The sequence below is a fragment of the Pseudomonas sp. Root569 genome, assembly GCF_001427465.1.
Classification (GTDB): Bacteria; Pseudomonadota; Gammaproteobacteria; order Pseudomonadales; family Pseudomonadaceae; genus Aquipseudomonas; species Aquipseudomonas synxantha.
The window spans coordinates 178,181-190,983 of sequence record NZ_LMGQ01000012.1; the positions used below are offsets into that span (position 1 = coordinate 178,181).

A 12,803-nucleotide genomic window follows, 5' to 3' on the forward strand; every position below is an offset into this window, starting at 1 on the left:
TTGATTTTAAAGACTTTTAAAAAGTTGGCACGGCTTCTGCTATCTCTATGGCATAACAAGAATAAAAAGCACCAAACCTAATAAAAATAAGACGAAACGACTCTGACATAACAAAAACAACACGGCAGAGACGCAGCTAACAGATTTTTTTGGAGAAGATGGCTTCCCAGGGTACGGCATGCCGCAACCCGCAACCGGATAGAGAAAAATAAAACTACCTCAGGTAGCTACCCACTGGTTGGATCGTTTACGAAGAAGCAGGTCAGCGTTCAAAAAAATACGTTTGCTCTTGACCCCGGATGGGGGTCGCCAAAAACAGCGGTACGGGCCACGGCTACCAAAAACAACAACAGGCCGCCCCTCAATAATAAGAAAAGAGCAGGCAACGACAAATTAAAGGGGACCTTCGGGTCCCCTTTGTGCTGTCTGCACGTGCGGTTTGTTACCCGTACCCTCAAAGCGGCGCGACGGGATTGCCCTGTAGATTGACTCGATCCGGGTGCTGTATGGCATAGCCGGGCAAGGTCGTGATCCCATTCGTACGCAGATCGATCCAGGCCAGGTTGCCAGGCACCTCGACACCTGCCGGGAATACCCTGGTGCCGGTATTTTCCAGATAGAGCCGCTGCAGATCACGCAGGTTGCTCAGGTCGGCGGCCCAGCCCAACTGCCGGTTATGGGAGAGGTTGAGGGTCTTGAGGCCCTGCATATTCTGCAGGCGTTCACGACTCGGCGCGGTCAGACGAATGTCATTGCTGCTCAGGTCGAGCCAGGTGATTTGCGCGCCCCCATCGACGAACTCCGGCAAGCGCGTGAGGTTACTGTGGCTGATATCCAGCCAACGCAAGCCGCTGAATGACTGCAAGAAAGGTAAAGAGGCGTCCGAAAGTGACATTCTCGCTAAATCCAGACATTCCACATGGCTCATGTTCGCGGTGATCGGCGGCAAATCACCGACTTGCTCGTCGGCCAAGCGCACGACATACAGCCCACCCTCCTCTTCTCGTAGCTCAGAGCGCATTTGCTCAGGACTCATGGGCAAGTGTGGAGGGGAACGCTGCCAGGCATTCTTGAGAGTATTGACGACCCGGCCCCTTGATCGGCGATAAGTCGTGTCTTCGTCATGCCAGGCGTCCAGTGTCGCCTTCAGTTGCGTGAACTCCTCTTCGAGTTGGTCCATGCGGGCCAAAAACACATCATCGCTGGCGTCTTGCAGCTTCAGCGTCCACTCCACCTCTTCGATGGATTGTGACGGATAGAGCGCTGAGGCTGCCTGTTCGCAGGGAGCGGATCGAATGCCCACAGGACTCAACGGATAGCCGATACGTCCCTCCGCAAGGCGCATGGGCGGTTTATACCCAGGCTTGATCGGCTGCATGCGCAACAACCTGCGCAATTGTTCACGAGGCATCAAAGGCATCTGCTCCAGCGCCTGTTTCAGGCTCGCGCCTCCATCCAGCGCGGTCAGTTTCATTGCAGTCCAGTCCTCAGGCGGGACCGCTGACTGTACCGCCTCATAGATATCCGCCTGGGCATTGAATACCGCCAGCTTGTTATCCTGTACTTCATAAAGGTTCATGGGACCAAACTTGATAAGACGCCGCTTGATCGCCGCGTCCTCCGGCCCCGATGAGTCCAGCAGGCGCTCCCCCGCAGGCAACCGTTCGATGACGTCGATGCGCAAGCCCGATGGCCAGCCGGGCAGCTTGTCCAGGCTGTGCAGCACCAAGCGTTGCGTGTCGTCATTGCCTAGGGTATTGCGGTACAAGCCCTCATACGCCCGCGCCAGGCGCACCTGCTGTTGATAATGGCGGGCCTCTTCAGCCAGGCGCAGTGGCACGCGATCCTGCTCGGTGAGCACCTGCATTTCGGCGGCGCTGGTTTCGTCCAACAGCTCTTCGACAATCGCCTTGGGTAATGACGGGAATAAGCGCCTGATCGGCCATGCGGCCGCGCTTTCTGCGCGCTCGGCAGCGGCATAGCGCTGGGTAAAGCGTTCGAGTTGATCCGCAGCACGCAATGAGGGGCGTACGCTGGAGCCTTCTTCAGCCACCACACGGTCAATCTCGAACCGCTTCAAGGTATCGGCCAATAGCCCCGGCAGTGCTGCCCGATGCACATGTATCCGGCGCAGCGCATCCACCTCAACGCCAGACATTTGCATGATGCGTTTGAGCTTGAGCGGCTGATCTGAAAACCCCTCTGCCATCGGCCCCAAGCGGCGCATCAACTGTGACTCGGTCAGGGTCAGCGGGATCTCGTGCTCATGAGCCCAGGCCCCGGTGCGCGTGCGGCTTACCCTTGGGGTGAAGGCCAAAGGATCATGCGGATGCAGGATCTTGTAGTCATTGCCCGCCCCAACTTGCTCCACCCGGTAATAGGCATTGTCTTCGCGCAGGTACAGGCCCCCTTCATGTTCAATCAGCCCGTCACCATTCACCGTAAGCTGCGCGGGCATCGACACGGATTGCTGGTATGGCCTCAGGTCAGGCGCATGCAGGCGTATGTTGCCATCGGGGCAACGCACATGGGCCAGGCTCTCGACAAAGGCGCTCTTGACCAAGGGCAATAACCTGGCGCCTACAACGGCCGTCGCCGCATTGAAAGCAACGGCTGAAACGTGAGCCCACACCGCTTGCTTATCCCCCGCCTCCCACGCCTCAATACCCGATGCGACCTCCTTCAGTATTTGCGCCGCGCCGATCATCAGCATGACCGGCGCCAGCTCTGGAAAGACCAGCACAGCCGCATTCAGGACATTCAACGCCGTGCTGCCCAGCTTGACCAGCCAGGCGTTACGCGCACGTGCATCCGCCGCGTCGGTGGAGACGGCCATGGCCCGGGCGTTGCTGCGCATCAGGTCGATGTTTTGCCGGGTATGGTCCTGCCACAACAAGGCGTAGCGCGTTCCGTAACTTGCTGTGAGGGTCCTGATATTTTTCTTGCTTGAGTCAAAGTCTTGAGACTCTGTCGACTGCTCAGCGGGGTCGAGATGCTGCTTGAGCCTGGAAAAAAACGCCCCTTGCCGCTCATAGGGGATGAACTGGCTGAAAAACTGCCGGTAGCTGGCCACGCACAGTCGCTCGACCAAATCAAACTTGAGCGCCTCCAGGTTGGCGTATTCCTTCAACATGCAAACAGGGTCGCCGGGTATAAACGCCAGGCAGGGCTCGCTCAAGAACACCACATTGCCACGTATGGGGTAGTGAATACTCACATGCCCGATGACGATAATTTGTTTAAGCGACTGCCCAAGGACGTTCAAACTCGAAAAGGTAACTGTTTTATCGCGCCATTCCAGATCCTGCTGATTGCTCATCAACTGTTGTATCAGTTGATACGCATCCGGCTGGATATCCCTACGCGCCACCGCGACTTCGGCGGCGAATTGCAGCTGATGCCGGGTCGCACTGACCATAAGATTACGCACGGCCCTGGCCCTGCTCCCCCTGGGGGTTCGAGGGGGGTCCAGTGGACTGATGAACGACTCGACATGGGCCAGGTACTGCGCACCCAGGTCCAACTCCCGACACAGGCTGGCGAATGCATGAGGCGCAATGGTGACTTTACGGCTAAGCACTTGCGACTGATTGAATGGGCTGCCAGGCGGCTGCTGGTGGAAATCGTAGCGCGTGACGAGGCTGGCGTTCTGGTCGTCGGTCTCAATCGTGTCTTCCAAGGCAAAGTTACCCAGCGCCGCTTCGAGCAGGCTCTCTCCCTGGTAGTAGCAATACCCGGAAGCTTCCAAGCCGCCGACCTTTGAACGATCGGCGGGCATGAACGCCTCACGGGCAAAAAACAGCCGTTTTACGTCATAGTCTGCGGCAAACTTCGCCTTCATCGCCGCCACCAGGAGCGGCTCGGCAAACGCGACCACGCCTTGTAACCCGTTGAAAATAACATCGAGCCTGTTCAGCGAATTAAAGCTGCGTGCATAAGCGGCACTCAGTGCCGGTTGTCTGTCCGGCGAAAGCGCTGCGTACCATGGCGGCATTTCGAACTGCGTCTGTGAAAAGGCCTTCTTGCGTTTCAGGGCGGCGGCGTCATACCAGGAGGGCTGCCGGTCCTGTATAACCCGCGCATGCACGCTCTGCGGCGCTACTGATTGTTGGCTGGGAGGTTGATCAAGCTCACTCATTTACCGCATCCATTTGATAGAACAAAAGATCAATCTGCGATCATTTGCCCTTCAAACAGCGGTATTCACCTACCCCAGGTCGTCGCGGGCAGCCTCCAACTCCTGGATACTGATCTCGCGCATGCGAAATTTCTGGATCTTGCCCGTCACCGTCATCGGAAACTCGTCCACAAACTTGAAGTGCCTGGGCGTCTTGAAATGGGCGATACGGTCCTTGCACCAGCTCAACAGTTCAAGCTCGTTGGCGACATGACCCGGATGGAACTTGATCCACGCGACGATTTCTTCGCCATAACGCTCATCGGGGATGCCGATGACCTGCACGTCGGCGACCGCCGGATGAGTGAAGAAGAACTCTTCCAACTCCCGCGGGTACACGTTTTCGCCACCGCGGATGATCATGTCCTTATTACGCCCGGCGATGCACACATAGCCGTGCTCATCCATGGTCGCCAGGTCGCCGGTGTGCATCCAGCCGGCGTCATCGATGGCCTCGCGGGTGCCTTCGGGGTTGTTCCAGTAACCGAGCATTACACTGTAGCCACGGGTGCACAGTTCGCCTATCACGCCGCGCGCGACGGTGTTGCCGGCCTCATCGATAATCTTGGTTTCCAGTTGCGGTTGGGTGCGGCCCACCGTGGTGACGCGCCGCTCTATATCGTCATCCGCGCCAGTTTGCAGTGAGACCGGGCTGGTTTCCGTCATGCCGTAGGCAATCTGCACTTCACTCATGTGCATTTCGTTGATGACTCGGCGCATCACTTCTATAGGGCACGTCGCCCCGGCCATGATCCCGGTACGCAGGCTGGACAAGTCGAACTCGGCGCGGCGTGGGTGATCGAGCATGGCGATGAACATGGTCGGCACACCATATAAGCCGGTGGCTTTTTCTTCGGCGACGGTACTCAACGTCAGCAGTGGGTCGAAGCCATCATTGGGATAGATCAGGGTGGTGCCGTGGGTGATGCAGCCGAGGTTGCCCATCACCATGCCAAAGCAGTGATACAGCGGCACCGGGACCACCAGACGGTCCTGCGCAGTCAGGCCAAGGCTTTCGCCGACCATGTAGCCGTTATTGAGGATGTTGTGGTGACTGAGGGTGGCGCCCTTGGGGAAGCCGGTGGTGCCGGAGGTGTACTGGATATTCACGGGTTGGTCAAAGTGCAGGCTGGCCTGGTGGTGGTGCAGTTGCTCGGGCGGGACACCGGCGCCCAGGCCCGACAGCTGCGACCAGGGCATGAAGCCCGGCGGCGGGCTGGGATCCAGGCTGATGAGGCCACGCAAATCGGGCTTCAGCGCCTGGAGCATGGCGTGGTAATCGCAGGTCTTGAACGCTCCGGCGCAAACCAGCCACTGGCAGCCGGATTGCTTGAGCACATAGTCCAACTCACTGCTGCGGTACGCCGGGTTGATATTGACCAGGATCACCCCGAGCTTCGCGCTAGCCACCTGACAGATCAGCCACTCGGCGCAATTGGGTGCCCAGATGCCCAGGCGGTCGCCGGTTTGCATGCCCAAGGCCAGGAATGCCCGCGCATGCAGATCAACCGTCTCGGCCAGTTGCCGCCAGGTGAAGCGCTGCTGTTGGTGGCGGACCACCAAGGCTTCGCCATCGGGAAATTGCGCGGCGGTGCGATCAAAGGCCTGGCCAATGGTCATGGCCAGCAAGGCTTTGTCCTGGGAGCCACGGCTGTAGCTCTGATTCGGTTGATCCATAACGACCCCTGTTGTCTTTTTTGTAGGTTGACGTATACGTAAACTACGATTGACAGCGCCGTAACGCAAGCTTACGTTAACGTAAAGGTGAGCGCCCTCCCCTGGCGCCCAACCTACACAACAACAAAGCTCACATTAAGGTGCCTGTCCATGAATTACCCGTCCCTGAACTTCGCCCTCGGCGAGACCATCGACATGCTGCGCGACCAGGTGCAGTCCTTTGTGGCCAAGGAAGTCGCACCGCGTGCGGCGCAGATCGACATCGACAACCTGTTCCCCGCCGACCTGTGGCGCAAGTTTGGGGACATGGGCCTGCTGGGCATCACCGTGCCGGAAGAATACGGCGGTGCCGGCCTGGGTTACCTGGCCCATGTGGTGAGCATGGAAGAAATCAGCCGCGGCTCGGCCTCGGTGGCGCTGTCGTACGGTGCGCACTCCAACCTGTGCGTGAACCAGATCAATCGCAACGGCAACCACGAACAGAAACTCAAGTACCTGCCCAAGCTGATCAGCGGCGAGCACGTCGGCGCCCTGGCCATGAGCGAACCGAATGCCGGATCCGATGTGGTCTCGATGAAACTGCGCGCCGATAAACGCGGCGACTGCTACGTCCTCAATGGCAGCAAGACCTGGATCACTAACGGCCCCGACGCCAACACCTACGTGATCTATGCCAAGACCGACCTGGAAAAAGGCGCCCACGGCATCACCGCCTTTATCGTCGAGCGCGACTGGAAAGGCTTCAGCCGCAGCAACAAGTTCGACAAGCTGGGTATGCGTGGCTCCAACACCTGCGAGTTGTTTTTCGATGACGTAGAAGTGCCCGAAGAGAACATTCTCGGCGTGCTCAATGGCGGCGTGAAAGTGCTGATGAGCGGCCTGGACTACGAACGCGTGGTGCTGTCCGGCGGCCCCACCGGGATCATGCAGGCGTGCATGGATCTGATCGTGCCCTACATCCACGACCGCAAGCAGTTCGGCCAGAGCATCGGTGAATTCCAGCTGATCCAGGGCAAGGTCGCCGACATGTACACCCAGCTCAACGCCAGCCGCGCCTATCTCTACGCGGTGGCCCAGGCTTGCGAACGCGGCGAGACCACGCGCAAGGACGCCGCCGGGGTGATCCTCTACAGCGCCGAACGCGCCACGCAGATGGCCCTCGATGCGATCCAGATTCTCGGCGGCAATGGCTATATCAACGAATTCCCCGCCGGCCGCCTGCTGCGCGACGCCAAGCTGTATGAAATCGGCGCCGGTACCAGTGAGATTCGGCGGATGTTGATTGGCCGCGAACTCTTCAACGAAACCCGCTGAAGGAGCGCGTCATGGCCACCCTGCATACCCAGCTCAACCCACGCTCGGCGGAGTTCGCCGCCAACAGTATGGCGATGCGCGAACAGGTCGACGCCCTGCACAGCCTGCTCGCCCATGTGCAACAAGGCGGCGGCACCAAGGCCCAGGAGCGCCACACCTCGCGGGGCAAGTTGCTGCCCCGTGAGCGTATCAATCGCCTGCTCGACCCGGGCTCGCCGTTTCTCGAACTCAGCCAGTTGGCGGCTTATCAGGTGTATGGCGAAGACGTGCCGGCGGCCGGAGTCATTGCCGGCATCGGTCGCGTGGAAGGCGTCGAATGCATGATCGTCGCCAACGATGCCACGGTCAAAGGCGGCTCCTACTACCCGCTGACCGTGAAAAAACACCTGCGCGCCCAGACCATCGCCGAGCAGAACCGCCTGCCGTGCATCTACCTGGTGGACTCCGGCGGCGCCAACCTGCCGCGCCAGGACGAGGTGTTCCCGGACCGCGAGCACTTCGGGCGGATCTTCTTCAACCAGGCCAATATGAGCGCCCAGGGCATCCCGCAGATCGCCGTGGTGATGGGTTCATGCACCGCCGGCGGCGCCTACGTGCCGGCCATGGCCGACGAAGCGATCATGGTGCGCCAGCAAGCCACCATCTTCCTTGCCGGACCACCGCTGGTGAAGGCCGCCACCGGTGAAGTGGTCAGCGCCGAAGACCTCGGCGGCGCCGATGTGCACTGCAAGATCTCCGGCGTGGCCGACCACTATGCCGACAGCGATGAACATGCCCTGGCCCTGGCTCGGCGCAGCGTGGCCAACCTCAATTGGCGCAAGCAAGGCCAATTGGTGCAACGGCCGCCAGTGGCGCCGCTGTACAGCAGCGAAGAGCTGTACGGTGTGATCCCGGCGGATGCCAAGCAGCCCTTCGATGTACGTGAAGTGATCGCACGGCTGGTGGACGGCTCGGTGTTCGATGAGTTCAAGGCGTTGTTCGGTACCACCCTGGTCTGCGGCTTCGCGCATTTGCATGGTTACCCGATTGCGATCCTGGCCAACAACGGCATCCTGTTCGCCGAAGCCGCGCAGAAAGGCGCGCACTTTATCGAACTGGCCTGCCAGCGCGGGATTCCCCTGCTGTTCCTGCAAAACATCACCGGCTTCATGGTGGGCCAGAAGTACGAAGCCGGCGGCATTGCCAAGCATGGCGCCAAGCTGGTGACCGCCGTGGCGTGCGCGAAGGTGCCGAAGTTTACCGTGATCATCGGTGGCAGCTTTGGTGCCGGTAACTATGGCATGTGCGGCCGCGCCTACGACCCACGCTTCTTGTGGATGTGGCCCAACGCACGCATCGGCGTGATGGGTGCCGAACAGGCCGCCGGGGTGCTGGTGCAGGTCAAGCGGGAGCAGGCCGAGCGCGCAGGCGACGCGTTCAGCGCCGATGAGGAAGCGGCAATCAAGCAACCGATACTCGACCAGTATGAAACCCAGGGCCACCCCTACTACTCCAGCGCGCGCTTGTGGGATGACGGCGTCATTGACCCGTTGCAGACCCGCGACGTGCTGGCCCTGGCCTTGTCCGCCTCGCTGAACGCCCCCATCGAGCCGAGCCGCTTCGGCGTGTTCCGCATGTAACCTGCAGGAGCGAGCTTGCTCGCGAAGAACGTCAGGGCAACGCGAACCTCCAGAATACCCGCGTTATCGTTGACGAGCTTCGCGAGCAAGCTCGCTCCTACAGGAGGCCTCTCATTATCATGGAGCTCCTTGCATGAACGACTTCAACACCCTCGAACTGATCACTGACAGCCGTGGCTTTGCCACGCTGTGGCTCAGTCGTGAAGCCAAGAACAACGCGTTCAACGCCGAGATGATCCGCGAACTGATCATTGCCCTGGACCGGGTGCAAGGCGACCCTTCCGTGCGTTTTTTGATATTGCGCGGGCGCGGCAAGCATTTCAGCGCCGGCGCCGACCTGGCCTGGATGCAGCAATCGGCCGAGCTGGACTACCACACCAATCTGGACGACGCCCGTGAACTGGCGGAGCTGATGTACAACCTGTCCAAGCTGAAAATCCCCACGCTGGCCGTGGTGCAAGGCGCGGCCTACGGTGGCGCGTTGGGCCTGATCAGTTGCTGTGACATGGCCATTGGCACCGACGACGCGCAGTTCTGTTTGTCGGAAGTGCGCATCGGCCTGGCGCCAGCGGTGATCAGCCCCTTCGTGGTGCAGGCCATCGGCCAACGCGCTGCCCGTCGTTATGCCCTCACGGCCGAGCGGTTCGGCGGCCAGCGAGCACGGGAAATCGGCTTGCTGGCCGAGAGTTATCCGGCCGAAACCCTGGATCAGCAGGTAGACCAATGGGTCGAAAACCTGCTGCAAAACAGCCCGGCGGCGATGCGCGCCAGTAAAGATTTACTGCGCGAAGTGGGCAACGGTGCCCTCACGCCTGCGCTGCGACGTTACTGTGAAAACGCCATCGCGCGCATTCGGGTGAGCGCCGAGGGCCAGGAAGGTTTGCGTGCGTTCCTGCAAAAACGTGCACCGAGCTGGCAAGCCCAGGAGCCGCGTTCATGAGCACACTCACCACCGTATTGGTGGCCAACCGTGGCGAGATCGCCTGCCGGGTCATGCGCACCGCCAAGGCCATGGGCCTGACCACCGTGGCCGTGCACAGCGCCATCGACCGCGATGCACGCCATAGTCGCGAGGCAGACATCCGCGTCGACCTGGGTGGCAGCAAAGCCACCGACAGCTACCTGCAAATCGACAAACTGATCGCCGCCGCCCACGCCAGCGGCGCCCAGGCGATTCACCCAGGCTACGGTTTCCTCTCGGAAAACGCTGGCTTCGCCCGCGCCATCGAAGACGCCGGGTTGATCTTCCTCGGCCCGCCCGCCTCGGCCATCGACGCCATGGGCAGCAAATCGGCGGCCAAGGCCCTGATGGAAACCGCTGGCGTACCGCTGGTTCCGGGTTACCACGGCGAGGCCCAGGACCTGGAAACCTTCCGCGCCGCCTGTGAGCGGATCGGCTACCCGGTGCTGCTCAAGGCCACGGCCGGCGGCGGCGGCAAGGGCATGAAGGTGGTCGAGGATGTCAGCCAATTGGCCGAAGCCCTGGCCTCTGCCCAGCGTGAAGCGCTGTCATCCTTCGGCAATGGGCAGATGCTGGTGGAGAAATACCTGCTCAAGCCGCGGCATGTCGAGATCCAGGTGTTTGCCGACCAGCATGGCCACTGCCTGTACCTCAATGAGCGCGACTGCTCGATCCAGCGTCGCCATCAAAAAGTCGTCGAAGAAGCCCCGGCGCCGGGCTTAAGTGTCGAGCAACGCAAGGCCATGGGCGAAGCAGCCGTGCGTGCGGCCCAGGCCATCGGTTATGTCGGCGCAGGTACGGTGGAATTTCTGCTGGATGCCCGTGGCGAGTTTTTCTTCATGGAGATGAACACGCGACTGCAAGTGGAACACCCGGTGACCGAGGCAATCACCGGTCTGGACCTGGTGGCCTGGCAGATCCGGGTGGCCCAGGGCGAGGCGCTGCCCATCACTCAAGACCAAGTGCCGTTGATCGGCCATGCGATTGAAGTACGGCTGTATGCCGAAGACCCGGCCAATGACTTCCTGCCGGCCACCGGGCACCTGGCGCTGTACCGCGAGTCCCGCCCAGGCCCGGGCCGCCGAGTGGACAGCGGCGTCGAGCAAGGCGACGACGTGTCGCCCTTCTACGACCCGATGCTGGGCAAGTTGATTGCCTGGGGCGAAGACCGTGAACAGGCGCGTTTGCGGTTACTGAGCATGCTCGACGAGTTTGCAGTCGGCGGGCTCAAGACCAACCTGGGCTTTCTGCGACGCATAATCGGTCATCCCGCGTTTGCGGCCGCCGAACTGGATACCGGCTTTATCCCTCGTTATCAGGATGGGCTGTTACCGGCGCCCGGTGCATTAAGCGATGCGTTCTGGCAGGCGGCGGGCTCGGCGTTTATGCAGAGCCTGCCGATGGGCGATGGCCCGTGGGCCAATAACCAGGGCTTTCGTGCGGGCCTGCCGGCCGAGGTTTCGCTGCACCTGAGCTGCAATGGGCAGAATCGGCTGGTGACATTATCGGGGCACACGCCACAGCTGTGCGGCGAGCAGTTGCTGATCGAGCACCAAGGGGTGTGCCGTGCTCACCTGGCGGTCCGCAGTGCAAGCAGCCTGTACCTGCGTTGGGACGGTGAGATGTATGCGGTCAGCCTGTTCGATCCGATTGCGGCGGTGGAGGCAGGGCAATCCCATCAGGGCGGCCTTAGCGCTCCGATGAACGGCAGCATCGTGCGCGTATTGGTAGAGGTAGGCCAAACCGTCGAGGCTGGTACTCAACTGGTGGTGCTGGAAGCCATGAAGATGGAACACAGCATCCGTGCGCCTCAGGCCGGGGTGGTCAAGGCGCTGTTCTGCCAGGAAGGTGAAATGGTGGCTGAAGGCAGCGCGCTGGTGGAGCTTGAAACGGCCGGCTAGAACTTCGCCGTGGCTTGCACCACCACGCCCAGGATGCGGCAATCCTCGGTGAGCAGCGCCTTGGGGTAAGTGGGATTGAGCGGCACCAGATAACGCTGGCCGCTTTCTTCCTGCAATTGGCGAAAGGTCGCCTGGGGACTGCCAGCCCATTGGGCAACCACCAGTTTGCCGGGGTCGGGCTCGATAGCCGGGTCCACCAGGATCATCATCCCGGCACCGATGCTCAGGCCCGTGGGCGCGGTCATGGCGTCGCTCGTCACCGGTAGCCAGAACGCCTTGCCTTGAGCGTGGTAATCGGTCAATTCGTAGCGACTCGTTCCATAGGCCGCACGCTCCTCGCGCAACTCGCACGCCTGCTTCCAGTCGCTGACCGGGTAGCGAAAATACGGGTTGTAGCGTCGTTCCAACGCCGCCTCCGTTGCGGCCCGCTCGCGAATCTCGAGCGCCACTTCCAGGTCCCCCAACCCCAGCTCCGCGAGCACCCGGTTCATGTCCGCCAGGCTCGGTACACGGCGCTTGTTGAGCCAGTGGCCGACACCGCCCTGGGACATGCCCAGGCGCTCCGCCAATTCGCCTTGCGTGACCTTGCGGTCTTTCATGTTGGCTTTAACCAACGCTATCCATTTGTCCATGGCGCCTGACGATACGACGTGTATTTTTCAGGGCAATAAACAGTTTGTAGTAATCCATAAAACGACATAAATACGATACGTACTATCATCAAGCCTAAGGATTTCGACACCCACCGGAGTACTGCCGCTTATGACGAACAGCCCGTATCCATTGCCCCAAACACCTGAACACATTGAATTACACGACATGCACAACAGCGGTGCGGCCCAGCGCGCGCTGGATTATTACTTGAAAGAAGAAATGTCGGCGCCGACCCAGGGTGACGCCATGTTCGTGATCAAACCGGGCATCAGCCAGGAGGAAGCGCTGGTGCATGCCTCGGACCTGTTGCGCAGTGCAGCGGCCACCGCCTATGAATCAGCGTGCAGCCATCAAGGCAATCAACGCGACCTGGCGTTTTCCGTGGTGTATTTGATTGATATGGCCAAGGCGATGGTGGAGCGGTCGTTGCAAGGGCCAGCGGCTCGGGCAAACGCGTAACAGGCGGCAAGGAAAAATATTTCTATCCCACGGATAAAAAC

Annotated in this window: 8 protein-coding genes; 5 read left to right on the plus strand and 3 right to left on the minus strand. The window is 60.5% G+C overall.

The features are described from left to right. Positions 1-454 precede the first annotated feature (454 nt). Together ASD70_RS12495 and ASD70_RS12500 are read right to left on the minus strand one after the other, a co-directional pair. Positions 455-4,138 carry a leucine-rich repeat domain-containing protein gene (locus tag ASD70_RS12495; RefSeq protein ID WP_056846588.1) on the minus strand — a complete coding sequence of 1,228 codons (3,684 nt, stop codon included), beginning with the start codon at positions 4,136-4,138 and terminating at the stop codon, positions 455-457. Positions 4,139-4,207: 69 nt separating this feature from the next. Continuing rightward, the gene (locus tag ASD70_RS12500; RefSeq protein ID WP_056846589.1) at positions 4,208-5,854 is read right to left on the minus strand and encodes an AMP-binding protein; all 1,647 of its coding nucleotides are present in this window, start codon (positions 5,852-5,854) and stop codon (positions 4,208-4,210) included. A 150-nt stretch (positions 5,855-6,004) separates the two neighbouring features. Here ASD70_RS12500 and ASD70_RS12505 point away from each other — a divergent pair, with 150 nt between their 5' ends. The 4 genes from ASD70_RS12505 to ASD70_RS12520 all read left to right on the plus strand — a co-directional run bounded on the left by ASD70_RS12505 (position 6,005) and on the right by ASD70_RS12520 (position 11,649). Then, on the plus strand, positions 6,005-7,168 hold the full coding sequence (locus ASD70_RS12505; protein ID WP_056846590.1) for an isovaleryl-CoA dehydrogenase: 1,164 nt from the start codon (positions 6,005-6,007) through the stop codon (positions 7,166-7,168). Between the two features lie 11 nt (positions 7,169-7,179). Then, entirely contained in the window at positions 7,180-8,787 is a 1,608-nt protein-coding gene (locus ASD70_RS12510) for a carboxyl transferase domain-containing protein (protein ID WP_046068687.1), read from the plus strand. 133 nt (positions 8,788-8,920) lie between these two features. Then, positions 8,921-9,727 (plus strand): gamma-carboxygeranoyl-CoA hydratase, encoded by an 807-nt coding sequence (locus ASD70_RS12515; RefSeq protein WP_056846591.1) that lies wholly within the window; start codon positions 8,921-8,923, stop codon positions 9,725-9,727. Beyond that, the gene (locus ASD70_RS12520; protein WP_056846592.1) at positions 9,724-11,649 is read left to right on the plus strand and encodes an acetyl/propionyl/methylcrotonyl-CoA carboxylase subunit alpha; all 1,926 of its coding nucleotides are present in this window, start codon (positions 9,724-9,726) and stop codon (positions 11,647-11,649) included. Before ASD70_RS12515 ends, ASD70_RS12520 begins: the two co-directional genes overlap by 4 nt. Here the strand turns inward: ASD70_RS12520 and ASD70_RS12525 are convergent. After that, positions 11,646-12,281 (minus strand): LexA family protein, encoded by a 636-nt coding sequence (locus ASD70_RS12525; RefSeq protein WP_056846593.1) that lies wholly within the window; start codon positions 12,279-12,281, stop codon positions 11,646-11,648. The two genes, ASD70_RS12520 and ASD70_RS12525, sit on opposite strands and share 4 nt — an antisense overlap. 130 nt (positions 12,282-12,411) lie before the next feature. Between ASD70_RS12525 and ASD70_RS12530 the strand changes: the two genes are divergently transcribed. Next, positions 12,412-12,762: a DUF6124 family protein gene (locus tag ASD70_RS12530; RefSeq protein WP_082561432.1), complete on the plus strand. Its 351-nt coding sequence runs from the start codon at positions 12,412-12,414 to the stop codon at positions 12,760-12,762. Positions 12,763-12,803: the final 41 nt, after the last annotated feature.